Genomic DNA, 24,680 nt, shown 5'->3' on the forward strand with positions numbered 1-24,680 from the left:
TTCTCGCGTGGGTTCAGCCGCCGAACCGCTCGGTCCTGATCGTCGAAGGTTCTAGCCCCGCATCGACGAGGAGGTCGGCGGCCGTTCCGACGAAGGCGTTGGCGCCGCAGAGATAGGCGTGACGGGGTGTGCCGATCCTCTCCAACGCCTTCGCGACCAGCGCAACGTCGATCCTACGACCTCCCCGTTCTCGGGTCAGGTTGAGCATCAGGTCGAAGCCGACCTCGTCCCGCGCCCGCTGCAGGAGTTCGTCATGGGCGATGACTTCTCTGGCGTCGCGGGCGGAATAGAGCAACAGGGCAGGAACGTCCGGCGCCCGCGCCGCCCGGTGTCTCAGCATCGAGAGCAGGGGCACGACACCCGAGCCGCCGGCGACGAGGAGCAATGGGCCGCCATCGGCCGGGCGCCAGACGAACGAGCCGCCGATGGGGCCGCGTAACTCGATCGTGTCGCCGATTTCGGCCACCGCCGCGAAGAAACCGGACACCTCGCCCTCGGCCAGGCCCTCGATCATCAGCTCGATCACTCCGTCGTCGCTCGGAGCGGAGGCGATGGAATAGCTGCGCTGGGCCTGATAGCCGTCCGGCGCGGTCAGCCGCACCTCGACATGCTGTCCGGCGAGCATGGGTCGATCGAAGGCGACCCGAAACCGGAAGCTCTTCACCCGTGTCGTGACGGCGGTGATCGCGACGATCGTGGCCGTGTGCCAGGTGAGCGGACGCGGCGCGGCCTCAATCACCGGTGAAGCGCTGCTCGCGCCAGGGATCGCCGTACATGTGGTAACCGCGCATTTCCCAGAACCCGCCCTCGTCCTTCTTGGTGAAGCGCAGGCCCTTCACCCATTTCGCGCTCTTCCAGAAGTACAGATGCGGCACGAGAAGTCTCGCGGGGCCGCCATGGTCGGGCTCGATCGGCTTACCCTCGTAATGGGTCGCCACCATGGCCTTGGGGCCGGCGAGATCGGCCACGGGGACGTTGGTGGTGTAGTCGTCATAGCCCTCGGCGAGCAGGAATTCGGTCGGCGCCGCAATCCCGGCGGCAGCGAGGATGTCGTCGACGCTGACACCCTCCCAGCCGGTGTCGAACTTCGACCATTTCGTCACGCAATGGATGTCGCCACGCCATGCCGTGCGAGGCAGGGCGGAGAATTCGTCCCAGTTCCAGCTCTTCAGCGGTCGCGAGCCTTCGCGCAGGGTGAAGCGCCAGCTCGCCAAGTCGATGCGCGGATTCGGACCAATCTGCAGGACGGGAAAGTCCTGTTCGAGATACTGGCCGGGCGGAAGCCGCTCGCGCGTCGCCTCCGGTGGCCGCCGTCCCGTGAAACCGCGTGTCGTCATGCCTGTCTCCGTACGCGCGCCCGCCCTGTTCCCTCCTTCGAGCCTCAGCCCAGGCGGGTCAAGCGGCGCCGGCGTCGGACGGGCCATCACCCTCGTCCTGCAGGCGTCCCGGCAGGATTCCCTCGGCGACGAACAGGATTCCGTCCCGCCGGTAGGAGATCTTCGCGGTACCGTCGATTTCCTGAGCGAGCGCGCGCTCGATCAGGCGCGAGCCGAACCCGGTTCGCGTCGGCACCGCCACCGTGGGACCGCCCGTCTCTTCCCAGAGAATGCGGAAGTGATGCGGGACTCCGTCGAGCAGGTACCATGACAACCGCACCCGCCCGGTATCGTTCGAGAGGGCCCCATATTTGACGGCGTTGGTGGCGAGCTCGTGCAGGGCCATGGCCAAGGCCAGCGCTCCGCGCGGCGGAAGCCTGATCTCGCCGCCTTCGAGGTCGACGCGCTCTCGCCCCTTGCTCTGGAACGGCGCCAGGGCTCGCTCCGCGATGTCGGCGATGGAGGCACCGTCCCATGATTCCTCGGTCAGGACGTCGTTCGCCGCGGCGAGGGAGACTACGCGCGCTTCGAGGGCCTCGCCGGCTTCTTCGAGGGAAGGGGCGGTCCGCAGGGTCTGCCGCACGATCGACTGGATCAGGGTGAGCGTATTCTTCACCCGATGGGTCAACTCGCCCGCGAGCAGGTTGCGATGTTCCTCCGCATGTTTGCGCTCGGTGATATCGAGCGAGACGCCGGCCATGCTGAGCGGAGTGCCATCGGCGCGGTAGAAGGTCTGTCCGCGAACGTGGACCCAGCGTAGTTCGCCCGACGGCGTGATCACCCGGTACTCGATGTCGTAATCGACGTTCTGTTCGATGGAGCGGCGCACCTGGGCCTGCATCCGTTCACGGTCTCCCGGATGGACCATGGCGAGCAGATCGTCGTACCCGAACGACACGTCCGGATCCCGGCCGAAATTCATCCGGCAATGGTCCGACGTCTCCAGGTCGTTCGCGACGAGGTCGAGGGTCCAGGAGCCCAGCCGACCCGCGGTCAACGCGAAACGCAGGTTCATCTCGCTGCGGCGCAATTCGAGGGTACGGCGTTCGACCTCGGTCTCCAGCGCGTCACGATCGTTCTGGAGGCGGACCAACCAGTCCTTTTCCAGGGTCACATCGAACTGCGAGGCGAAGAAATAAGCAACCTTGCCGTCGGAATCGAAGACCGGGGCGATGAGAAGGCGATTCCAGAAAACCTCGCCGTTCTTGCGATGGTTCAGGAGATCGATCTCGATCGGAACAGCTTGCGCGATCGCTTCGCGAATGCGGGCGACATCCGCCGGATCGGTGTTCGGTCCCTGCAGGAAGCGACAGTTGCGACCGAGGACTTCCTCCCGCGAGAAGCCGGTGGCTCGCTCGAAGGCGGCATTGACGAAGACGATCGGGATGTCCGGCAGGTTCGGGTCGGCGATGACCATCGGCATCCGCGTTGCCCGCAGCGCCGCCGCGAACGGGTCCGGCCCGTTGACCGTGCGCACGATCTCCGCCGCGATCCGCTCTTGTTCCGGCGTTCGTGTCACCGAGCGTCACTTGAGATGATCGAGTGCCCCACCTATCGCCTCAACGTCGATTCTATTCGATCCACCGAGCCCTGGCCCGGATTCGTTTCGTTTTACGCCGCGGCCAAGTCTAAGCAAGGCTCTGCGTCGATGTCTGAGCTTTAGAGTCAGGAGATTTCAAAAGACCGGCAGGTCTGCCTTAATTTATGTACGTTATCATACAGACTTCGGATGACGACCTCTTGGATCATTCCGGAGATCGAGCTCGATCTCAAACTTGAAAAGCGCGAGACCACAAACGCGGAACGCCCGCCACGGCTGAACCGGGCGGGCGTCCTGATCTCGATCCCAAGTAGGGCTCAGCAGCCCTTGGCTGCATCCGCGGCGGTCGGCTTGCCGTCCTGCTGCTTGGCCACGTCATTGGCCGAGGTCGCCGTGTTGGCGCCGACATTGTTCATCGCGCCGACGGTCCCGGGCGACTCGGCCTTCGCGCCGGGGCTCACGTTACCGGTCGAGCCCGGCTCGACCTTCGAGCTCTTATCGTTTGCGGCCATCTTCCCATCCGAACCAGCGGTTGACCCGGTCGAACACGGAGCGGCCATGGCCATTGCCGAGCTGAGAATCACGATAGCGCCGGCGCCGACGAGCTTGGAAATCTTTCGCATTTATTCCTCCAGAGAGTACTTCTGCGGTCATAACAGAGGCGCGGCTTCATTCGTTCCCGGATTTTTCTGATTTGTCCCGCCTGCGGAAGGACAAATCTCCAACAGCCGTTCTGGACAAGCTTGAGACTCATGGAATGCGGCGCGATGTTGCTTGAGCTTTTCATTTTGCAGCGCACAACAACGCCGAACTTCGTCAACTCAACGCTCAGGCCTGGGATGTCTCGGCCTCCCGTCTCGGCCTCTTGGTCGGGAGATCCAACTGGTCGATGACGTCGATCAAGACCTCGCTGATAAGCGAGGCGAGGCGGTCGACGGCGACGTTGGTCTGCGGCGAAGCCTTGAGGAGGCGAAGCGAGAGCGACGGCAGCATCGGCAAGCCCGCTTCCTGCGGATCGAGAGCCTTGAGCGAGCCGGGCAGGCCGTGTGGCGTCCGCAAGGTCAGGCCGAGTCCCGCCGAGACGGCTGCCCAAAGGCCCGTGAGGCCGGGACTGCTGAATGAGATCTGCCAGGGAATTCCGGCCGCATCGAGGGCAGTCGTCGCGGCATGGCGAAAGATGCAGGGCGATCCGAACAGGACCAGCGAAAGCGGTACGGAGAGGGGAAGATCCGGGTTTCGCTGGACCCCGCCACGGGGGCCGATCCAGGCCATCGGCAGGGTTCCGATGACGACGCCGCGTTGATCGCTCGCGTCTTCGTCCCAGAGGAGAGCCAGGTCGAGTTCGCCGGTATCGAGGCGTGAGCGCAGGACCGCGTTGCGGTCCACATGCACATCGATTCTGACGCTCGGGTGGAGGCGCGAGAAGCGTCCGAGCGTGTCGGGAAGCCAGGTCTCGGCAAAGTCCTGGGGCAGGCCGATACGGATCCAACCGGAGAGTGCCGGCGAGCCGAGTGCGCTCAGGGCGGCATCGTTCAGATCGAGCAGCCTGCGAGCGTAGCCGAGCATCGTCTCGCCCGCTTCGGTGAGGACGAGCCCACGTCCCTGCTTCTGCACCAGGGCATGCCCGACCTGATCCTCGAGTTTGCGCAGCTGCAGGCTGATCGCGGAAGGGGACCGGCCGAGGCGAGAAGCCGCCTTCGCGAAACTCCCGAGATCGATCCCGACGACGAAGGAGCGCAGGACGTCCATGTCGAGGTTCACCGGCAGCATGATTGAGATTTTCCGAATTATGACTTCGTAATTACGAGATTTTCCAAACCAAATTGCGCCGGTAGCCTGTGCTCGTCAATCGCAGATCGCCTGCGAGAGAACGAGCAGAAGGAAGCGGCCATGCCGTTCGTGAACGTGAAAATCGCAGGTCCGGGCCTCGCCGCGGAGCAAGTCGCCATTCTGCACCGTGAGGTGACAGGGCTGATGGCCGACGTGCTCGGAAAGAAGGCCGCTCTCACGGCCGTCCTGATCGAAGACGTCGCTGTCGGCGGCTGGCAGGTCGCAGGCCGGCCGGTGACCTGCGCCGCGCATATCGATGCGTCGGTGACGGCAGGCACCAACAGCGCGGAGGAGAAGGCGCGCTTCATCGCGCAGGCCAACCAACTCTTGCATCGTGTGCTCGGAGACGAATTGCCCCTGGCGACCTACGTCGTCGTCACCGAGATCGCTGCCGATGCCTGGGGATACGATGGGCAGACGCAGGCGCACCGGCAGGTCGCCCGCTGAGGCCGGTTCGTCCTCGAGAGTGAGCCGCGAAGGCTGGCCCGCGAAAAGTACGGGTTCGGACAAAGGCGATATCGGCGAGGTCGTTCGGGCGACGTTCACCTGTCCTCCCCTAGATGAGGGTGAGAGAGGCCCTAGCCGGCCTCACTGTCGCGTCGAACGAGACCGTAGGGGCACTCACGTGTCTTCCGGCCGCGTCTCTCGCGGCGTGGGACACTCGAGAAGTGATGTCTGCAGCCCCGTGAAGATCGCCCTCCTCGCACACCTGAAATACCCCATCGCACAGCCCTTCTCCGGGGGGCTCGAGATGCATACTCATCTGCTTGCGAGCACCTTGCGTGCCCGCGGGCACAAAGTGACGCTCTACGCCTCGGAAGGGTCCGATGCGCGCGGATGCCTGAAGGCGATGTGCCCGCCCACCGGCAGCGCCTTCGACGACGAGTCCGGCCTGCGCATCGACCGCGCCGAACTCGCCGCCTACGAGGCGATGGTGGCGGATGTGGCGCGCGGTGATTTCGACATCATCCACAATAACAGCCTGCATTTCCTTCCGCTGCTGCGTGCGAGAGACCTCGGTGCGCCGATGGTGACGGCACTGCACACCCCGCCGTTCGAGCCGTTCGTGCGCGGCGTCAAGGCGCGGGCCAACGACATGACCTTCGCCGCCGTGTCGGAATCCCTGGCGCGGGAATGGCTGCCGCTCATCGACGAGCCGCTGGTGATCGGCAACGGCATCGACCTCGATGCCTTCGCCTATTCGCCCGTGCCCAAGGGTGAGCCCCATGCGATCTGGATGGGGCGCCTCGTTCCCGAGAAGGGCCCGCATCTCGCCATCGATGCGGCCCGCGTCGCAGGCATTCCCCTGAAATTCGCCGGCCCGCAGAGCAACCGCGCCTATTGGGATGCGGAGATCGCGCCGCGTCTCGGCCCCGACATCACCTATCTCGGCCATCTCGGCCATGCGGATCTCGCCCGCCGCGTCGGCGAGGCGCATGTGGCCCTGTGCACGCCGCGTTGGGAGGAGCCGTTCGGCCTCGTCCTCGCCGAGTTCCTGGCCTGCGGCACGCCGGTCGCGGCCTTCGCCCGCGGCGCCATTCCCGACATCCTCGACGAGACCTCGGGCGTCCTCGCCCAGGCCGACGATCCGGTCGATCTCGGACGGGCATTGACCCGCGCGATTCGTCTCGACCGCCACGATTGCCGTCGTCGCGCCGAGCACCTGTTCGATGCCGACACCATGACCGACCGCTACGAGGCGATGTACCATGCCGAAATCCGTCGTTGGTCCACCCCCGTCACCGTGCGTCCGGTCCCGGCCGGCGCTCGCGCACCCCTGCTTGACAATGCGTAACAACCCGCTCTCCCTCGGCCGGGCCGTCGTCTGCGTCCCCGCCCGCAACGAAGCGGAGGTGCTGCCGCGCCTCGTCCGCTCGCTCAACCGCCAGATCGGTTCCGGCGACGGCGCGCTGCTGCGCCTCGTCATCCTGGCCAATAACTGCACCGACGAGACGGTGTCGTTGATCCGCGAGATGGAGCGGAACGGCGAGACCCGGCATCTCGATCTTCGCGTGATCGAGGCGGTGGTTCCGCGCGAGGTGGCCCATGTGGGCACCGCGCGCCGCATCGCCCTCGATGCCGGGGCCGACTGGCTCGAAGCCGACGGAATCCGCGACGGGGTGCTGCTAAGCACCGATGCCGACGCCGTCGCCGCACCCGGCTGGGCGCGCGCCAACCTGGCGGCGCTGGAGAATGCCGAGCTCGTGGGCGGCCGCCTCGTCATCGAGACGGAGGAGAGCGAGAACCGCGACCCCGAGATCCACGCCCTTCATCGCATGATCGAACGCTACTGGGTCGCCGTCCGCGCCCTGGAGGAGGCCGTCGATCCGCCGGCCCACGATCCGGCGCCGCGCCATGGCGACCATGTGGCGGCGAGCATCGCGCTGCGCGCCGCTCTCTATCGCGAGGTCGGCGGTCTGCCTGCTATCCCTTGCGGGGAAGACAACGCCCTCGTCGCCAAGGTCCGCCTCGCCGGCGGCCGCGTCCGCCACTGCCCCAACGTGTCGATTTCGGTCTCCGACCGGGGCACCGGCCGGGTCACCGGGGGCATGGCCACCGAGATGGCCCGTCGCGCGCGGGTCGTCGCGGGAGAAGAGGATTATCGCCTGCCGCCGGCCCGCCATTGGCTCGCCGTGATCGAGCGGCAGCGTGCGTTCCGTCTCGCTTGGACCGCTCAAGGCGGCCCGGAAGCCGGTTTGCGCGCGCTCGGGGTGACGGCGGCGGACATCGCCGCCGTCGATCCGGCGACCTGCGTCAACGCCATCGCCTTCGCCGAGCGTGTCGGCGAGCGGATCGGTGAGATCGGCCCCGAGCCGGCGCATGTCCCCCTCGACGAGGCCATTGCTGGGCTCGATGCCCTGCTCGCCGAAATGATCGATCGCCCGACCGCGCGGGTGGCGTGAGCTCTCCGGCGGCGAGTCAACGGCCGATCGGCTACTACGTCCACCACCAGGGCGCAGGGCATTGGCAGCGCGCGAACCTCATCGCTTACCGCCTGCAGCGGCCAGTGACCCTGATCGGCACACTGTCGGAAATCGATACCTCGGCCGCAAACGGCGCCGTCCTCGACCTGCCCGACGACCGCATCTCCGGGTTCGACGGGCAGGACGGCGAGGCGGCACGGCCCGACTGCTTCCACTACGTGCCCGTCGGGATCGACCGCATCCGCGCCCGGATGGGGCTACTGTCCGCCTGGATGGCCGAGAACGATCCGGCCCTGCTGATCGTCGATGTCTCCGTCGAAGTGGCGCTCCTCGCCCGATTGCTCTCGGTTCCGACGCTCGTGGTGCGGCTGGCCGGCAATCGAACCGATACGCCCCATCTCGAAGCCTTCCGCTCGGCGGCGCGCCTTCTTTCCTTCTATCCGCCGCAGCTAGAAGCGGCCGGGACACCGGATTGGGTGAGGGAGAAGACCGTCTATGCCGGATTCCTGGCGGAGGCCTCGGGTGCCGGAGTGCCCGATGACGGCTCCATCGTGGTAATCTACGGTCGCGGCGGCGATGGCGGCTCGGCGTCGGACCTCGTGGCCGCGGCCCGCGCCGTGCCCGACCGGCACTGGCACGTGCTCGGTCCGGTGGAAGGGGGTCCCGTCGAGGCACCGCCGAACCTGCATCTCCATGGCTGGGTCGCTGACACCGGACCCTATCTCGACCGCGCCGCGCTGGTCGTCGGCGGCGGCGGCGACGGCGTGGTCGCGGCGGTGGCGACGCGCGCGAAGCGCTTCATCTGCCTGCCGGAACCCCGCGCTTTCGATGAGCAGACGGCGAAAGCCGATGCGCTCGGTGCTCTCGGCGCGGCCGTCGTTCGCCCGGCATGGCCGGACGCATCTGAATGGCCGGGCCTGGTCCGAGCCGGGCTGGCCCTTAATCCGGCCATCATCGGAGGATTGGTCGAGGACGATGCCGTCGGCCACACGGCTGCGATCATCGAAGAGGTCATTCTGGGTATCGAGCGAAGCTGCCCGCCGCGACCCTAGTGGTTGAGATCCTGCGCTTGGTCCCTAACTCTAAACGGTCGAGAGGGGTGGTAAGCGGACCCCGGCCTTGAGTCCGTAAGCTAACGTTCCGCATGCGACCCATGCCAGCCGTACCGACAGCCATCGGCGCTTCCCGAAAGTGGCCATTCGTCGGTCGTCCACCAACTTCCGCTCGGGGTGGGAAGCAGGCTTTAGCCATCCGCCCGGAAGCGGACGTTCGGTGTTCGACCAAAGCAAGTCGCACACGGGCGATTGCATAGCGCCCGCAAGCGGACGCGCCCGCGCCCGCGCCCGGAACCTCGGCGATTGCGTGATGCTTTTGAGCGTTAGTCGATCTTCGTTAGCATCCCCGCGCAGACATCGGCCCGCGTCAGAGCATGGTCCTCACCTGAACTGGGGAGCCAATCCGGTGCGACGTTCACAGAAGATCCGACCATGAGGATCTGCGGTGATCCACGTTTGCGAAGTTACGAGCTCGAGGCAGCTTTCGCGTCCGTCACCTTTTGCGATCTGGGCCGCATCTTCCAGCCACCGAAGTAAGCCTGGCGCTCGGTCTCAGACCTGCTGAAGGCGGCCTGGGCCTTCAGCAAGTCCTTGCGCGTGACGAGACCGACCAGAATGCTGCTCTGTGGATCAACGACCGGCAGACGTCCCAAGTCCGAGGACAGCATAAAATCGATGGCTTGGGCGGTCACGTCGTTGGGATGTACGAAGGGTAGCGCTGCGTCCGACACCCTTTCATCTACCCGCTCATCCGCATGGCCGATCTGCGTCGCCCAGAGCAAGGCGTCGGCGCGGGTGACGAAGCCGATGGGGCGGCCCTCTTCGTCCACGACGGGATAGGCCTGGTGTCGACCGGTCTCCAGAACGGCGACGGCCTCCCGCACCGGGATGTGGCCCGGCAGGGTCTCGACGTGCCAGGTCATCACGTCGGAGACGCGGGTGAACTGATGCGGATCGATGCCGTATTCGCGGGTGATGTGCTGCCCGCGCCGGGCGATCTTTTCGGTCAGGATCGAGCGCTTGAGGAGCAGAACGGTGACGGCATAGGCCGCCGCCGATGCCGCCAGAAGGGCTGGCAGCGCATGCATGTCGCCAGTCAGCTCGACCGCGAAGAGGGCGCCGGTCAGCGGTGCGCGCATGGTGCCGCCGAGCATCGCCGCCATGCCGAGGAGCGCCCAGTAACCCGGCTCGCCCGGCAGTGCCGATCCGACCAGCCAACCCATCGCTCCGCCGAGGATCAGAAGGGGCGCAAGCACGCCGCCGGAGGTTCCGGAGGAGAGGGCGACGAGCCAGATTGCGGTCTTCACGCAAAGGATCAGCAGGACGGCGGACATCACGATGTGGCCGCCCAGCAGGTCGGCTATGACATCGTAGCCGACACCGAGAGCCCGGGGTTCGATCATCCCGCCAAGGCCAACCATGAGCCCTCCGAGCGCCGGCCACCACATCCAGTGGATCGGTAGCCGCTCAAACAGGTCCTCGCAGGCATAGAGCAATGTTGTCAGCGCGCAGGACACGAGGCCCGTCAGAGCGCCGAGGCCGACGCAGACTAGGAGACCCCACCAGGGTAGCGTCGGATCGGCCGTGAAAGGAAAGAGCGGGCCAGTACCGAACAGGGCCGGCCGGAGGATCGTGGCTGTGACGGCCGCCGCGGTGACCGGGATGAAACTCCGCGGTCGCCATTCGAACAGCAGCAGCTCGACGGCGAGCAGCACTGCGGCTACGGGCGTGCCGAAGATCGCAGTCATGCCCGCGACGGCACCGGCCACGAGAAGGGTCTTCCGTTCCGCCGCGCTCAGATGGAAGAACTGCGCGAAGAGTGAGCCGATCGCACCGCCGGTCATGATGATTGGACCCTCGGCGCCGAACGGGCCGCCGGTGCCGATCGAGATCGCTGAGGAGATCGGCTTGAGAACGGCGACCTTCGGCGACATGCGGCTTCCGCCGATCAAGATCGCTTCGATAGCTTCGGGAATGCCGTGGCCCCGGATCTTCTCGGAGCCGAAGCGAGCCATCAAGCCGATCACGAGCCCTCCGAGTATCGGAACGCAAACCATCCAGAGGGAAGGTGTCGCCTTTGACAGGGAGACCGCCCCCGCATCGAGCTTTCCGAACCAGAAGAGGTTAGTGACAAGGGCGATGAGGGCCAGCAGCATCCAGGCCGCCACCGTGCCCGCGACGGCGATCACGACGGCCTTGGCGACCAACATGAGCAGCCGCCGGTCGGCGCGGAAGTCCGCAAGGGCGCGGCGCTCTCCCGGCGTGGTCGCTTTCTCGATGGCCATGCGGGATCCTCCTTCAACCGAAGCGGCAATCGGAATATATATCGTGATACGATACTTCAAGGCCAGTCAGGAAAAATGCGCGATGAGCGAGGAAACGGCGTCCGGTTTGAGCAGGGAGGCCTACGCGGCGATCGCAGCGTTTCGACTGGAGCTGCGCCGCTTCCTTGCCTTCAGTGAGGCAGCAGCGGGCAAGGTCGGTCTTCGCGCCCAACAGCATCAAGCCCTGCTAGCGATCGCCGGATGTGAGGGACCGCCGACGATCGGATTTATCGCGGAGCAGCTGCTCATCGCGCCCCACACCGCGACCGAACTCGTCTCGCGCATGATCGATGCGGGACTGCTGGAGAAGACCACATCGCCGGAAGACCGCCGCCGCTCAGCCCTCACACTGACGCCTCGCGCTGCAGATCTCCTGCAGCAATTGACGGCGGTGCATCTTAAGGAGCTTCGGACGCTGGAACCTACCCTCGCCAGGGCTCTGACGCGCCTGCATCGCCAGGGCGCCGACGCATGAGTGCTTGAGCCGGTAGCTTGAGTACCCTTGATTTTCGCATTTTGGCTATAACTTCAGCAATGGCTCTGCTGGAAATTTGTCATCATGCATATTTATTGCGCAGTTGCGTTAATGGTGCGCGGGTATGGCGAGTGCTCTCGATACTTCTTCCCTTCCCGGGCCCCCTGCAGCCGCCCTATGGCCTTGGATTGATGTCGTTGAGATGGGCGGGGCCGGGATGGGTAGCCAGCTGCGCCTGACGGCCGAGAACACCGCGGCATTCCTCTGGCGTCTGTTGCAAATTACATCTCCCATCGAAACCGCGGTGTGGAATGCGTTACACGCTTCCGACGCGCTAGCTCAAGATCTGGATCGGACAGGCTTCTTCCAAACTGAAGCCAGAACCGCCGCTTTGCTGGCTCTCAACGCCTTAAAACTCTGGTTACGGAATGCAAAATTTCTAGATCCTGGCAACGAAAGCATTCCAAAATCTTAGTTTTGAGAGGTATGCTTGCACACTCTCATGGCCGAACCTCTGCGGTAGGATCGATCTCACGCTAGAGCCGTTCCCTTCTGGATTGAGTCGGGGGTAGCGGTGACGGGCGCATTCTGATTCGATGGTTTGCTTTCGAAGGAGAGCACCATGCCGTCAGCTCTGTCAGTGGATCTGCGCGAGCGTGTCATCGAAGCGGTTGAAGCGGGATCGTCGCGGCGGCAGGCGGCCGAGCGCTTCGGTGTCGGGAAGGCCAGCGCGATCCGTTGGCACGCGCGCTTCCGCGACGAGGGCGAGATCGCGCCCAAGCCCGCGGGCGGCGACGGGTCCCCGCCTGCCATCGAAGCCCATGCCGAGACGATCCTGGAGATCTGCCGCGCGCATCCGCAGATCTTCCTCCGGGAGTTGCGCGACACGCTGGCCGAGCGGGGTGTCCGAACCAGCACGAGCGGGTTGTGGCGGTTCTTCGGTCGCCACGGCATCACCCGTAAAAAGGGGCTCTTCACGCAGACGAGCAACAGCGCGAGAACGTGAGGGCGGCCCGGACCGCGTGGCTCGACGGCCAGCTCGATCTCGATCCGGACAGCCTCGTCTTCATCGACGAGACGGCAGCCGCCACCAACATGGTGAGGCCCTATGGCCGATCCCTACGGGGCGAGCGCTGCCGCATCTCCGCTCCGCACGGGCACTACAAGACCATCACCGTCACCGCCGCCCTACGCACGAGCGGCCTCGTCGCCACCACCTTGTTCGACGGAGCGACGAGCGGCGAGCGCTTCCTGACTTACGTCTCCGACACGCTGGTCCCCGTGCTGAAGCGTGGCGACACGGTCATCCTCGACAACCTGAGCGTCCACAAGGTGGCTGGGGTGAGGGAGACCATCGAGGCGGCGGGTGCCCGCCTCCTCTATCTCCCGGCCTACAGCCCGGACTTCAATCCGATTGAGCAAGCCTTTGCCAAGCTGAAAGCGCTCCTGCGAACGGCCGCCGCGCGCACAGTCCCAGACCTACGGCGCGCGATCCGAAACGCCTTCAAAGCCTTCCATCCTCGCGAATGCCGAAACTACGTCGCTGCCGCCGGATACGATGCCTTCGACCCAACATGAATGGGAACGGCTCTAGCCGAACCTGGGCGTCGTGATGTTGGCGACGTCGGCGCGACTGAGATCTCTGCTTTACCCAGTTATCGCCCGAAAGCGGACAGGCAGGAATCCACCCAACCCGGACGTTGCCGTCTGTTTCAACAGCCTGGAAGCGGACCTTCCGAGGGTCCGAGAAGGGTCGGTAGCGGCCCCAGTGTAGGGGTGCCACCTATCCAATTTTGACCACTTGAACGTTCTCCGTCGAAGCGGCTCAGGATTCGGCGAAGAAGCGCGCTACAGAACGATGGGTTTGAGACCCGTCCCGACCCGAACGGAGTCGGGCGCAGATTTTGAGCCGAGGGGCGGGACGCGGCGTTTGTTCGGCATCGACCGCGACACGCTGCGGTCAGAACGGTTGATCCATCGGCACGCGCGCGGCCTCCATCTCTTCCGCCGTGGGCATGCGCAGGATCGTCGGTGCTTCACGCCAGTGCGGCGGCAGCAATCCGAGGCGGGCGAAGGCGTCGAGCCAGCCGTCCATCGGCCAGAGACCGTGGCGAGCCCGGAACCGCGCCGCGTTGCGGATGATATCGGCGAAATGCTGGAGCGGCGGGTCGAAGGCGCCGTGATATTGATGGAAGGCGTGGCCTCCGGCGCTGAACAGGATCGGGATGCCGGCGGCATCGGCGCGGAAGGCGAGGTCGGTATCCTCGGCGCCGTAGCCGTCGAACGCCTCGTCGAAACCACCGAGCCGGTCGAAGGTCGTTGCCCGAACGCCGAAGGCGAGGGACCAGAACAGGCCGGGATTGTCGGTGCGGGCGAGACCGACCTTCGGGAAGTTCCGAACCGGATGGGTGTGCCCCACGGAGCGCAGGCCCGCCTCGGTCCAATCATCGGCGACGGCTTTCGCCGGGAGGTAGCTCACCTCGCAGCAGATCAGGCCATCGGCCTGCCCGAGATCCGCGTCGAGGCGGCCGACGAGATCCGCGGAGGGGATGCAATCCACGTCGAGGAAGACGAGGTGATCGCCCGATGCCGCCTTGCGCCCGGCATTGCGGGCGCGGGCGAGGGGCAGACCTTCGCTGTCGAGGACGATGCGGCGAATGGGGAAGCCGTAATCGGAGAGAGGGGCCGGTGCCGTCCCCATCTCGACCACGATGCATTCGGCCGGCGGCGTTCCCCGGCTGAGCCCTTCGAGGAGACGCGCCAGATGCGCGTCGCGGCCCTTGTTCAGGGTGATGACGGTCGGGCTCATGTCGCGTCCGCCGGCATCGAGACGAAGATCTCGTAGGGGCCGAGGAAGCGCGCGATCATCTCCGGGGCGAGACGAAAGCCGGTCGGATCGTCGGAGATGAGGTCGGTGGTCTGCGAGCGATGCGCCGCCACCGCCCTGGCTTTCGCCGGCACATGGGCGCTGACATCGACGCGGTAACCGACGGGAGAGGCGCCGACTTCCGTGCCCTCGGGAAGGGTCCAGCCCCAGACCGGATAGGCAAAGGCCTTCGTCGTGCCGAGCTTCGGCTGGGCGAGCCGGACGATGGCCGCTGCGGCCTGATGGTCGCAATGGGGATCGTGCGCCCAGGTCACGCAGACCGCACCGGCATCGCTCTCCCTGGCCGCCGCCGCCACGGCATCCGCCGCCGCCTGCGCGACCGGGCCGGAGCTCGGCACGCCCGCATCGGGCAGGCGCAGGAAGGTGACGTTGGTGGCCGCGAGGCCGAGAGCCGCGACCGCCTCCAACGTCTCCTCCTCGCGCAGGGCCCGCAATCTCAGCGGCGGATAGAGCGCGGAATGGGTGTGCGAACCGCAACCATCGCTGACGATGACGAGCCGCACGTCACGGCCGCGCGCGCAGGCCTCGGCAATGAGCCCGCCGCATCCGAGGCTCTCGTCGTCCGGATGCGGAGCAACGACGACGAGCCCTCGTCCCCCTGTCAGGGCATCGAGATCGGCGACGGGCAGGGTTTCTGCGGCGGCGAGAAAGGCATCGGCATGCATGAGTGGGAATCAACCTTTCGAAGAACCCGCGACTGGACCCGGCCGCCCCATCCGCGACCCTCATCCTGAGGTGCCGCGAAGCGGCCTCGAAGGAGACCTCCAGCTCGCGCGGCGATCCCTGGACGTCTCCTTCGAGGCCTCCGCTTCGCTGCGGCACCTCAGGATGAGGACCATGCTGGGTCAAACCCGCGCCGGTGACTGCGCATCTCCTAACCCGTCGAACCGGAATGCCGCCTGAACAAGTCACGCCGCGCCGTAGCGCTCGTTCAGGCTGACGGCGAGGCCGTCGGCGAATTTCGCGGCGGCGACGGGTAGCATCCGACCACGCAATTGGCCGAGGATCAGGGTCATCGGGGACAGGTCGCGCTCGTCGATGGGGCGGTTGACGAGGCGCGGGTCATTGGGAATGCCGCTCGGCACCTGCAGGCTCACCACGTCCTCGCGCAGGGCGAGATTGCGCAGGAATTCGAGCGAGCTCGACTCCACGGCGGGGCGGACGGGCGTCCCCCGACGCGCCAGCGCATCGTCGAAATGGTGGCGGATCGCGAGCGACCGGTCGGGTAGGGCGAGGGGATGGGTGAGGCATTCCCGCAACCGGACCGGCCCGTCCTCGCGCGCCAGCGGATGCGATTCCCGCATCACGACGCAGAGAATCTGCCGGCAGGTGAACAGGGCATGGAGATCGGCGGAGGGCGGCGGCTGCAGGACGAGGGCGAGGTCGGCCTCGAAGGAGGCGAGGGCCGCCACGGCCTGGGCATGGTCGCGGACCTGAACCGTGAACGAGACCAGGGGGAAACGCGCGCGGTAGGCCCTCACCTCGTCCGGCACCACCTGGTTCACGAAGGCCTGGCTGCAGGCGAGGGCCACGTGTCCGCGTCGCACACCGGACAGGTCGGCGATCTGCGAACGCACGCGCTCCAGGTCCGAGACCTGATCGCGGATATGGCGCACCAGCAGCTCGCCGGCCGCGTTGAGGCGCATGCCCTGCGCCAGACGCTCGAAGATCGGCGTGCCGAGCTCGTATTCGAGATCCTGAATCTGACGGGTGAGGGCGGAGGGTGTGATGTTGAGACCCTCCGCCGCCCGACGGATCGAGCCGCGCCGGGCCACTTCGGAGACGTAGGTGAGGGTCCGCAGATGCTTCATCGGCGAGATCTCCACGGTGCGGCGGCTGTTGCGAAAATCGCAACGCATTAGTCGATAAGCAGCACTCGTTTGCAACGGCCTGGCGCCGTAACCTCCTGGTGTTCGCAGCATCACGGAGCCGGCACAGATGATTCGTCGTCGCACCTTCCTCGCCGGCCTCGGTGCCGGCGCCCTCGTCGGGCCCTCCGCCGTGCGGGCCGAGACGCCCACCGTGATCCGGATGGGATCGCTGAAGCTGATCCACTCGATCGCGCCGTATTTCTACGCGCAGTTCGCGCCGCCCGGCGTCACCGTGGAGGTGATCCCGTTCGAGAGCCCCACCGAGTGCAAGAATGCGGTGGTGACGAAGTCGGTGGATTTCGGGACATTCGGCATCGCCGCCGGCACCCTCGGAGCGGCGGCCGGCGAGCCCATCGTCGTCATCGCTTCGACCTGCAATCGCGGCATGGCGATCATCGCCAAGACCGGTTCCGGCATCGAGAAGGTCGCCGACCTCAAGGGCAAGCGCGTGGCGATTTGGCCCGGCTCGACGCAGGAAGTCTTCGCTCTCGAGCGCATGCGCATGGAGGGGGTGAGCGTGAAGGACATCACGCCCGTGCGCATCTCCTTCAGCGAGATGCACATCGCCCTAGCGCGCGGCGATGTCGACGCCTATGTCGGCGCCGAGCCCGCCCCCGGCGTCAGCCTGTCCACCGGCATCGGCACGCTGGTGGAATATCCCTACGGCACCGAAATGGGTGCGCTGAACATGGTTTTCGGCGCCCATCGCGACACCCTCGCCGAGCGGCCGGAGGTGGTGAAGACCATGCTGGACATCCACCGCAAGGGGTCGGATTTCGCGCAAGCCAACCGCGAGGCCACCGTGGCGATGGCGGTACAGAAGCTCGGCCAGAAGCGCGAGGCGATCGAGCTGTCCGTGCCCAATGTCGAGTTCAAGTGGCGGCTCGGGGAGACCGAGGTCAAACAGGCCAAGGCCTATTCCGAGCACATGCTGGCGGCCAAGCAGATCAAGCGCCTGCCCGATTTCTCCACCTTCATCGATACCCGCTTCGTCGACGCCATGAGGGATTCATGAGCGCCCCGGCCGTGTCTGCCCCGGCGGTGGTGGAGACCTCTCCGCGCCGCGCGCTCCCGAGCCTCGCGCGCCTGCGCCAGCCCCTGCTCGCGCTCGCGCTGCCCGTCGCCATGGGGTTCGCCTGGCATCTCCTCACGGTGGGCAAGCCCTATAGCCTGATCCCGCCGCCCTCCGAGGTCTGGGCGGCGATGGTCGACCTCGCCATCGGCGGGCCGGACGGCGACGCCTTCAGCGGGACGTTGCTGACGCATCTCATCGCCTCGCTCAGCCGCGTCTTCGGCGGGTTCGGTCTCGCGGCTCTGGCGGCGGTACCGCTCGGGCTGCTCATCGGCCGGGTGCCGCTGGCGCGTCAGGTTCTCGACCCGACACTGCAGATCCTCCGCCCGGTGCCGGTGACCGCCTGGCTTCCCCTGGCGATGATCCTGTTCGGCCTCGGACCGCGCTCGGCCTACTTTCTGGTCTTCCTCGGCGCGTTCTATCCGATCCTGGTCAACACCATCTTCGGGGTGCGCTCGGTGGAGCCGCGCCTGTTCGAGGCCGCCGCCATGCTCGGCTGTCGCGGTTCGGCTCAGTTCGCCCGCGTCGTGCTGCCGGCGGCGTTACCCTCGATCTTCACCGGCTTGCGTCTCGGGCTCGGCTTTGCCTGGGTCGTGATCGTCGTCAGCGAGATGACCGGCGTCCCCACCGGGCTCGGCGCGATCATCATGGAGGCGCGCCAACTCTCGCGCACCGAGATCGTGATTTGCGGGATGATCGTCATCGGCGTTGCCGGCTTCCTCTGCGACCGTGCCGTCATGTTGATCGGCCAGCGCCTTCTCGCCTGGAGCCCGTCCCATGGCTGATGCCACCGTGCCGATCCTCGACATTCGCGGCGTGTCGAAATCCTTCGCCGTCCAGGGCCGCAGCGTCCAGGCGCTGAGCGGGGCCAACCTCACGGTCGCCAAGGGCGAATTCATCTGCCTGCTCGGCGCCTCGGGCTGCGGCAAGTCCACCTTGCTGCGCATCGTCGCCGGGTTCGAATCCGCCACGGGCGGCGAGGCGCTTATGTGGGGCAAGCCCATCGAAGGCCCCGGCCCGAGCCGTGGCATGGTGTTCCAGGATTACGGCTTGTTCCCCTGGCTGACGGTGCGCGACAATATCGGCTTCGGCCCGAAATCCCGCGGCCGCCCGGCGGCGGAGATCCGTGACACGGTAGAGCGCTATATCGCCCTCGTCGGCCTGCAGCGTTTCGCCGATGCCTTTCCTCACCAACTCTCCGGCGGAATGAAGCAGCGGGTCGCGATTGCGCGGGTCTTGGCGAACGATGCCGAAGTCGTCCTGATGGACGAGCCGTTCGGCGCCCTCGACGCCATGACCCGCGAGCGTCTGCAGGACGAGTTGCTCGACCTGTGGAGCCGTACCGGGCTGACGGTGCTGTTCGTGACCCATGCCATCGAGGAGGCGATCTTCCTCGCAGACCGGGTCGTGGTCATGTCGCCGAGCCCCGGCCGGATCGACGCGATCCACGGCATCGACCTGAGCCGGCGCCGCGACGTGTCGAGCCCCGCCTTCAACGACGTGCGGCGGATGCTCTCCGCCCAACTCCACAGCCATCACGCCCCCGTTGCGGCATGATGGAGGCGGTGTCGCTCTCCGACGACTGGCGGCGGATGGATCGCGAGCAGCTCAGCCGCGCCTACGACAATACCGGTGCCGTCGCCGACAGTGCCGAACGGCTGGCCGGCTGGCGCGAGAGAAGCGCCGGGCTGCGGGCTGTGCACCCGAGCGAACTCGACCTCGCCTATGGACCAGGCGAGCGGAACCGGTTCGACCTGTTCCGGTGTGGCGCGGCTGATGCGCCGCTCTTCGTCTTCATCCATGGCGGCTACTGGATGCGCAATTCCCGCCAGGACTTCGCCTGCATGGCGGAGGGGCCGCTCGCCCACGGGATCGATGTGGCGCTGGTGGGCTATACCCTGGCACCACAGGCTAGCCTCACCGGGATCGCCGCCGAGATACGAGCGGGTCTGCGCTGTTTGCGCGAGCGGGACGAGGGGAGGGGGCCTCGACGCCTCGTCGTCTCGGGTTGGTCGGCCGGCGGTCACCTCGCTGCCCTCGCCATGGCATGGCCGGACGTGGATGCCGGGCTCGCCATCAGCGGCGTATTCGACCTCGCGCCGATCCGCGAAACCCATCTCGACGATCGGCTGCATCTCACCGAGGGTGAAGTCGCCGCCCTCTCGCCGATCCGGTGCGTGCCGCGTGGCGACAAGCCTCTCGCCATCGTCTGCGGGGCGCGTGAACTGCCGGAACTGCGACGCCAATCGGCTGAGTATGACCGGGCCTGGGCGGCATGCGGCAATACCGGCTCTTATGCGGAGCTTCCCGGCCACGATCATTTCTCGATTCTCGACGAACTCATCCGCCCTGATGGCGCGCTGACTGCACTTGCCGTGGATCTGGCGCATGGAGCGGCGACGGGGAGGGGCTGACGTCATCCCTCCTCGCTCTGCCTTGCAGGGTTTCGCTGCGCGGCGGTTCGATCGCGTTCCGCCTGACGAGCGACAGGGTTCGCAGGCCACGGTGATCGCGATCTCGGATCAGCCAACGGTCTCGCCGCGCAGATACGGTTGCTGCGCGTCCGCCGCCCGCCGCGCGCTTCTGGCGTGGCGCCCGGCGGTCTGTCCTCCGGGCGCAGTTTTCGCTGCAAGGAGGTCCGGATCGCCCCATCCGGCGAGCAGAGCCTGGAACGCATCGTGGCGGTCGCGTCGGAACGGGATGCAGCGGCCGGCCACGTCCTTGCACGGATGAGGCGGATGGAAGGCGCCGCAGGGCACCCAGCCGGTCGGGATCGGAGCCGTGGCGGCATGGGTCCGGCCGAGCCGCAGGATCTGCGGCAGGATGTGGGTATGGGGGCCTACTATGGCTGCTCCCGCGGCGGGAGGGATCGGCGCGAACACCTCGATCCGGCCGATCCGGGTGACGAAGACGCGATGAGGGCCGGCGGCGACGAGATCCGCAGCCATCGGATGGGTGGGGTCGAACAAGCCCCGCCCTGCCACATCTCGAAGGCGAGCGATCAACCCGGCATCCCGCGTTCTGATGCAGGCATCGACCGCGAGAAGGCCCAGGCCGAGGTCGAACACGATGCCCTCGCGATCCTCGATCCGGGCGGCCTCGCGATCCGGGCCGAGTTCGGTGATAGCGGACCGAGCGTTCATGGCGCAGGCGTCCCGAGGGAGGCACAGGGCCACAGCGTGGCTCCAGCCGGAGGCGAAGCCGGTCTCGTAGGCCACCGGGCGAAGTGCGGCGGCCGGGTCGAGGGCGATGGCCCCCCGTGCGGTGGCAAGGCCGATGCGGGCATCGGGCAGGGCAGTCTTCGGCTCGTCGGGGTCGCGCAGGAAGGCCGCGACGGCACCGAAACTGCCGAGACTCCAGGTCGTCAGCGGATCGCCGAGCGCCTTCGCCAGAAGATCTATGACGGCGGAGGTCTCCGGCGCACTCGCCGATGGGCACGTCGGAGGACGCGCGTCTGTCTCATGCTCCATGGTGGCAGCCTATAGCATCGCCCTGGATACGGTATCGGGGACGAAGCTGCAGGCTGTCATGGTGCGTCGTCTGTTTCGAAAATCGGTACCCCCTTTTCGGGGATGATGCGCCTACGGGGCGCGGCGAAGCGTGCGACGCCGGGCTCCGGACGGCACTGATTTTGCTCCGAGCACGGACGCGCTAGCCTGTTTCAAAGCCATAAATTCGCATTCTCGACCGGGCCCATCCGGCTTCTCCGACGGCTCATGGATTTCGACGATGGATCTGAATTCGATCGGCGCCGTCGCCGTGCCGCGAAACCGCTCCGATCTGTCCGATTGGCAGGACGGCGATGCGTGGCTGGCCGGCGGGACGTGGCTGTTCTCGGAGCCGCAGCCGCGCGTGCGCCGCCTCGTCGATCTCTCGCGCCTGGGCTGGCAGCCTCATGAGGTGAGCGAGCAGGGCCTCTCGATTGCCGCGACCTGCACCATCGCCGAACTGTTCCGGCTCGATCTCCCGGCGTCGTGGAGCGCGGCGCCGCTCTTCGCCCAATGCTGCAGGGCCCTGCTCGGGTCGTTCAAGATCTGGAACATGGCCACCGTCGGCGGGAACATCTGCCTCGCCTTGCCGGCCGCGCCGATGATCGCGCTCGCCACCGCCCTGGACGGGACGTGCCTCGTCTGGACGCCGGAGGGGACCGAACGCCAAGTTCCCATCGTCGAACTCATCCTCGGTTCGCAATGCGCCTCCCTGGCGCCCGGCGAAATCCTGAGGCGCATCGACCTGCCACTCGCCGCCCTGAAGCGCCGGACCGCGTTCCGCCAGGTCTCCCTAAGCCCCAACGGACGCTCGGGCGCATTGGTGATCGGCACCCTCGACGCCAGCGGCGCTTTCGCGCTGACGATCACGGCCTCCACGCGGCGCCCACTGCGCCTGACATTCCTGGCCTGTCCCGGTGCCGCGACCCTCGCGGCGGCGATCGCCGAGGCGGTCCCGGCCGCGCTCTATCACGACGACGTCCACGGCACTCCGGATTGGCGCCGCCACATGACCTTCACCCTCGCCGAGGAGATCCGGCGCGCGTTCGATGGCGAGACCGGCGCATGATCCTCCACGTCAACGGACAGGCGTGGGATGCGGCACCGAAACCGGGCCAGTGCCTTTGCACATTGCTGCGCGAACTCGGCTGGTTCGGCGTCAAGAAGGGGTGCGATGCCGGGGATTGCGGGGCCTGCACGGTGCATCTCGACGGGGAGCCGGTGCATAGCTGCCTGCTGCCTGCCTTCCGCGCCGAAGGGAGACGCGTCACCACCATCGAAGGCCTCGCAGGCCCCTGCATGCCGGGGGAGGGGATGCCGTCGCATCTCCACCCGATGCAGGAGGCCTTCCTCGACGCTCAAGGCTACCAGTGCGGATTCTGCACTCCCGGCATGATCATGACCGCCGCAGCGCTGGACCAGGGCCAGAAGCGCGACCTCGCTACCGCGATGAAGGGCAACCTCTGCCGCTGCACCGGCTATGGCGCCATCGGAGATGCCATCGCGGATGTGGTCCGCGTCGAGCGCGATGCATCGGCCGGACGTGGCGACCTGTGCGGGCGCAGCATCCCGGCCCCGGCCGGGCGGGGCATTGTTTCGGGCAATGCCGCCTTCACCTTCGATCTCGCTGTGCCGGACCTGCTGCACCTGAAGGTGCTGCGCTCGCCCCATGCCCATGCCCGCATTCTTCGGATCGACCGCGCGGACGCTCTCGCCGTTCCGGGCGTCGTTGCCGTCTTCACGCATGAGGACGTGCCGGCCAAAAGCTTCTCCACCGGGCGCCACGAGAATCCGCTCGACGACGCCCCGGATACGCGGATCCTCGATTCCGTCGTTCGTTTCGTCGGCCAGCGCGTGGCGGCGATCGTGGCGATGAGCGAGGCCGCGGCCGAGGCCGGCTGCGCCGCGCTGATCGTGGATTACGAGATTCGCGCGGCGGTGTTCGATCCGGACGACGCCCTGCAGCCGGAGGCCCCCCTCGTCCATGACGGCGCGGACCGACCAGGCGAGGATGCTCCTGCGCGCAGCTCGCATCCCAACCTCGCCGGTGAGGTGCATGGCGAGGTCGGCAGCGTGGAGGCGGGCTTTTCCGAGGCGGACGTCATCCACGAGGGGGCCTATCACTCCCAGCGCGTGCAGCATGCTCATCTCGAGACCCATGGCGCCGTCGGCTGGCGCGACGAGGCGGGACGCTTGGTGATCCGTTCCAGCACGCAGACGCCGTTTCTCACCCGCGATGCGCTGGCGAGCCTGTTCGACCTGGAGCGCGATGCGGTGCGCGTGGTCTGCGGCCGGGTCGGCGGAGGCTTCGGCGGCAAGCAGGAGATGTTGACCGAGGATCTTGTGGCGCTCGCGGTGCTCGCCACCGGGCGTCCGGTGAAATGGGAGATGACCCGCCAGGAGCAGTTCACCGCCACCACCACCCGTCACCCGATGCGGGTGGGCGTGAAGATCGGCGCCCGCCGGGATGGCACGCTGACTGCGATTGCGCTGCATGTGGTGTCGAATACCGGCGCTTACGGCAATCATGCCGGCGGCGTCATCCATCACGGCTGCAACGAGGTCATCGGCGTTTATCGCTGCCCCAACAAGCGCGTCGACGGTTACGCGGTCTACACCCACACCCTGCCGAGCGGCGCCTTCCGCGGCTACGGCCTCAGCCAGACCATCTTCGCAGTGGAATCGGCCATGGATGAGCTCGCGCGCGATCTCGGGCTGGACCCGTTTGAGATGCGCCGCAGGAACGTGGTTCGGCCGGGCGACCCGATGGTGTCGAACAGCCTTGAGCCTCATGACGTGGAATATGGGAGCTACGGGCTCGACCAATGCCTCGACCTCGCGGCAGTAGCCCTGGACGATCTGGCTCCGGCCGAGTTGCCCTCCGCCGACTGGCTCGTCGGCAAGGGTATGGCGCTCGCGATGATCGATACGATCCCGCCGCGCGGACATTTCGCCGAGGCGCGAATCGCGTTGAGAGCGGATGGGATCTACGAACTCCATGTCGGCACCGCCGAATTCGGCAACGGGACCACCACCGTCCACGCGCAGATCGCGGCCTCGGCGCTCGATACCACGCCCGACCGCATCGCCCTTCGCCACGGCGATACCGACGGCGTCGGCCACGATACCGGAGCCTATGGCTCGACCGGCATCGTGGTGGCCGGGCAGGCCACGCTGAAAGCGTCCCTCGCTCTGGCGCAGGCCGTTCGCGAGGCCGCCGCCGAGAGGGGAGGGGGGGCGCTGTCCGAATGCCGGTTACACCGCGACGGCATCGCGACCCCGGCCGGCGAGATCGGGTTTGCCGAAATCTGCTCGGGCGGGATCATCGCGTGTTCGGCGAAGGCCGATGGCTCGCCGCGTTCGGTCGCCTTCAACGTCCAGGGGTTCCGCGTCGCGGTGCATCGGCTCAGCGGCGAGGTGCGCATCCTCGACAGCGTTCACGCTGCGGATGCCGGCCGGGTCATCAACCCGATGCAGTGCCGTGGCCAGGTCGAGGGTGGCGTCGCGCAGGCGATCGGCGCGGCGCTGTATGAGGCGATGCGGATCGACGACGAGGGCCGCGTCGTCACGCAGACCTTTCGCAACTACCATATCCCGGCCTTCGCCGACGTGCCGCGCACCCGTGTGATGTTCGCCGATACGTATGACAGCATCGGACCGCTGGGCGCGAAGTCGATGAGCGAGAGCCCATTCAACCCCGTCGCACCGGCACTCGCCAACGCGATCCGCGACGCGACCGGAGCGCGGCTCACCGCGACGCCGTTCGCGCCGGATCGCATCTATCTCGCGGTGATGGAGGCTGCGCAGCATCGCGAGAAACCCGCCGCTTGAATCCCGA

The 24,680-nt window shown here is 66.9% G+C and carries 23 protein-coding genes; 13 read left to right on the top strand and 10 right to left on the bottom strand.

The genetic code is table 11. From position 1 onward, the window contains the following. Positions 1–13: 13 nt before the first annotated feature. The 5 genes from A3OK_RS0100075 to A3OK_RS0100095 form a co-directional block, all read right to left on the bottom strand. Positions 14–739, bottom strand: a complete 726-nt coding sequence (locus A3OK_RS0100075) for a ferredoxin reductase (RefSeq protein WP_019902896.1) — start codon at positions 737–739, stop codon at positions 14–16. After that, positions 732–1,337 carry a sulfite oxidase-like oxidoreductase gene (locus A3OK_RS0100080; RefSeq protein ID WP_019902897.1) on the bottom strand — a complete coding sequence of 202 codons (606 nt, stop codon included), beginning with the start codon at positions 1,335–1,337 and terminating at the stop codon, positions 732–734. Before A3OK_RS0100080 ends, A3OK_RS0100075 begins: the two co-directional genes overlap by 8 nt. A gap of 58 nt (positions 1,338–1,395) precedes the next feature. Then, a complete protein-coding gene (locus A3OK_RS0100085) occupies positions 1,396–2,895 on the bottom strand; it encodes an HWE histidine kinase domain-containing protein (protein WP_019902898.1) in 1,500 nt (499 codons plus the stop codon). 338 nt (positions 2,896–3,233) lie between these two features. Then, the gene (locus A3OK_RS24440) at positions 3,234–3,428 is read right to left on the bottom strand and encodes a hypothetical protein (protein WP_245259285.1); all 195 of its coding nucleotides are present in this window, start codon (positions 3,426–3,428) and stop codon (positions 3,234–3,236) included. Positions 3,429–3,744: 316 nt separating this feature from the next. Then, positions 3,745–4,686, bottom strand: a complete 942-nt coding sequence (locus A3OK_RS0100095; protein ID WP_019902900.1) for a LysR substrate-binding domain-containing protein — start codon at positions 4,684–4,686, stop codon at positions 3,745–3,747. 120 nt (positions 4,687–4,806) lie between these two features. Here A3OK_RS0100095 and A3OK_RS0100100 point away from each other — a divergent pair, with 120 nt between their 5' ends. The 4 genes from A3OK_RS0100100 (at position 4,807) to A3OK_RS0100115 (ending at position 8,722) form a co-directional block, all read left to right on the top strand. Continuing rightward, positions 4,807–5,193 (top strand): 4-oxalocrotonate tautomerase family protein, encoded by a 387-nt coding sequence (locus tag A3OK_RS0100100; protein WP_019902901.1) that lies wholly within the window; start codon positions 4,807–4,809, stop codon positions 5,191–5,193. A 238-nt stretch (positions 5,194–5,431) separates the two neighbouring features. Next, a complete protein-coding gene (locus A3OK_RS0100105; protein WP_019902902.1) occupies positions 5,432–6,541 on the top strand; it encodes a glycosyltransferase family 4 protein in 1,110 nt (369 codons plus the stop codon). Then, positions 6,534–7,649, top strand: coding sequence for a glycosyltransferase family 2 protein (locus tag A3OK_RS0100110; RefSeq protein WP_019902903.1), 1,116 nt, complete (start codon positions 6,534–6,536; stop codon positions 7,647–7,649). The genes A3OK_RS0100105 and A3OK_RS0100110 overlap by 8 nt, the downstream gene beginning before the upstream one ends. Further along, entirely contained in the window at positions 7,646–8,722 is a 1,077-nt protein-coding gene (locus A3OK_RS0100115) for a hypothetical protein (RefSeq protein ID WP_019902904.1), read from the top strand. The genes A3OK_RS0100110 and A3OK_RS0100115 overlap by 4 nt, the downstream gene beginning before the upstream one ends. A gap of 467 nt (positions 8,723–9,189) precedes the next feature. Here the strand turns inward: A3OK_RS0100115 and A3OK_RS0100120 are convergent, their stop codons facing one another. Further along, positions 9,190–11,010 carry a chloride channel protein gene (locus tag A3OK_RS0100120; RefSeq protein WP_019902905.1) on the bottom strand — a complete coding sequence of 607 codons (1,821 nt, stop codon included), beginning with the start codon at positions 11,008–11,010 and terminating at the stop codon, positions 9,190–9,192. An 82-nt stretch (positions 11,011–11,092) separates the two neighbouring features. On the opposite strand from A3OK_RS0100120, the gene A3OK_RS0100125 reads away from it, so the two are divergent. From A3OK_RS0100125 to A3OK_RS23405, 3 genes are all read left to right on the top strand, one after another. Beyond that, positions 11,093–11,524, top strand: coding sequence for a MarR family transcriptional regulator (locus A3OK_RS0100125; RefSeq protein WP_019902906.1), 432 nt, complete (start codon positions 11,093–11,095; stop codon positions 11,522–11,524). A gap of 217 nt (positions 11,525–11,741) precedes the next feature. Beyond that, positions 11,742–11,999, top strand: coding sequence for a hypothetical protein (locus tag A3OK_RS23825; protein WP_155911911.1), 258 nt, complete (start codon positions 11,742–11,744; stop codon positions 11,997–11,999). 147 nt (positions 12,000–12,146) lie between these two features. Continuing rightward, positions 12,147–13,102, top strand: a protein-coding gene (locus A3OK_RS23405) for an IS630 family transposase (RefSeq protein ID WP_155911912.1) whose coding sequence is annotated in 2 segments (ribosomal slippage) — positions 12,147–12,498 and positions 12,498–13,102 — 957 coding nt in all. Because the reading frame shifts where the segments join, the coding sequence is not laid out codon by codon here. A gap of 382 nt (positions 13,103–13,484) precedes the next feature. Here A3OK_RS23405 and A3OK_RS0100140 read toward each other — a convergent pair. The 3 genes from A3OK_RS0100140 to A3OK_RS0100150 all read right to left on the bottom strand — a co-directional run bounded on the left by A3OK_RS0100140 (position 13,485) and on the right by A3OK_RS0100150 (position 16,222). Continuing rightward, on the bottom strand, positions 13,485–14,333 hold the full coding sequence (locus A3OK_RS0100140) for a glycosyltransferase (protein ID WP_019902909.1): 849 nt from the start codon (positions 14,331–14,333) through the stop codon (positions 13,485–13,487). Beyond that, complete coding sequence (locus A3OK_RS0100145; protein WP_019902910.1) at positions 14,330–15,076, bottom strand: PIG-L deacetylase family protein; 747 nt, start codon at positions 15,074–15,076, stop codon at positions 14,330–14,332. The genes A3OK_RS0100140 and A3OK_RS0100145 overlap by 4 nt, the downstream gene beginning before the upstream one ends. Before the next feature lie 243 nt (positions 15,077–15,319). Next, entirely contained in the window at positions 15,320–16,222 is a 903-nt protein-coding gene (locus A3OK_RS0100150; protein ID WP_026596778.1) for a LysR family transcriptional regulator, read from the bottom strand. 127 nt (positions 16,223–16,349) lie between these two features. Between A3OK_RS0100150 and A3OK_RS0100155 the strand changes: the two genes are divergently transcribed. From A3OK_RS0100155 to A3OK_RS0100170, 4 genes are read left to right on the top strand one after another with little or no spacing between them, the layout of a single operon-like run. After that, complete coding sequence (locus tag A3OK_RS0100155) at positions 16,350–17,297, top strand: NrtA/SsuA/CpmA family ABC transporter substrate-binding protein (RefSeq protein WP_019902912.1); 948 nt, start codon at positions 16,350–16,352, stop codon at positions 17,295–17,297. After that, on the top strand, positions 17,294–18,139 hold the full coding sequence (locus A3OK_RS0100160) for an ABC transporter permease (protein ID WP_019902913.1): 846 nt from the start codon (positions 17,294–17,296) through the stop codon (positions 18,137–18,139). The genes A3OK_RS0100155 and A3OK_RS0100160 overlap by 4 nt, the downstream gene beginning before the upstream one ends. Beyond that, positions 18,132–18,911 (top strand): ABC transporter ATP-binding protein, encoded by a 780-nt coding sequence (locus A3OK_RS0100165; RefSeq protein ID WP_019902914.1) that lies wholly within the window; start codon positions 18,132–18,134, stop codon positions 18,909–18,911. The genes A3OK_RS0100160 and A3OK_RS0100165 overlap by 8 nt, the downstream gene beginning before the upstream one ends. Further along, positions 18,911–19,768, top strand: coding sequence for an alpha/beta hydrolase (locus tag A3OK_RS0100170; RefSeq protein WP_019902915.1), 858 nt, complete (start codon positions 18,911–18,913; stop codon positions 19,766–19,768). Before A3OK_RS0100165 ends, A3OK_RS0100170 begins: the two co-directional genes overlap by 1 nt. Before the next feature lie 108 nt (positions 19,769–19,876). On the opposite strand, the gene A3OK_RS0100175 is transcribed toward A3OK_RS0100170, so the two are convergent. Continuing rightward, on the bottom strand, positions 19,877–20,824 hold the full coding sequence (locus tag A3OK_RS0100175; RefSeq protein WP_019902916.1) for a hypothetical protein: 948 nt from the start codon (positions 20,822–20,824) through the stop codon (positions 19,877–19,879). 259 nt (positions 20,825–21,083) lie between these two features. Here A3OK_RS0100175 and A3OK_RS0100180 point away from each other — a divergent pair, with 259 nt between their 5' ends. Then, positions 21,084–21,911: an FAD binding domain-containing protein gene (locus A3OK_RS0100180; protein WP_019902917.1), complete on the top strand. Its 828-nt coding sequence runs from the start codon at positions 21,084–21,086 to the stop codon at positions 21,909–21,911. Then, positions 21,908–24,673: a molybdopterin cofactor-binding domain-containing protein gene (locus A3OK_RS0100185; RefSeq protein ID WP_019902918.1), complete on the top strand. Its 2,766-nt coding sequence runs from the start codon at positions 21,908–21,910 to the stop codon at positions 24,671–24,673. Before A3OK_RS0100180 ends, A3OK_RS0100185 begins: the two co-directional genes overlap by 4 nt. Positions 24,674–24,680: the final 7 nt, after the last annotated feature.

The organism is Methylobacterium sp. 77 (genome assembly GCF_000372825.1).
In the GTDB taxonomy this organism is placed as follows: domain Bacteria; phylum Pseudomonadota; class Alphaproteobacteria; order Rhizobiales; family Beijerinckiaceae; genus Methylobacterium.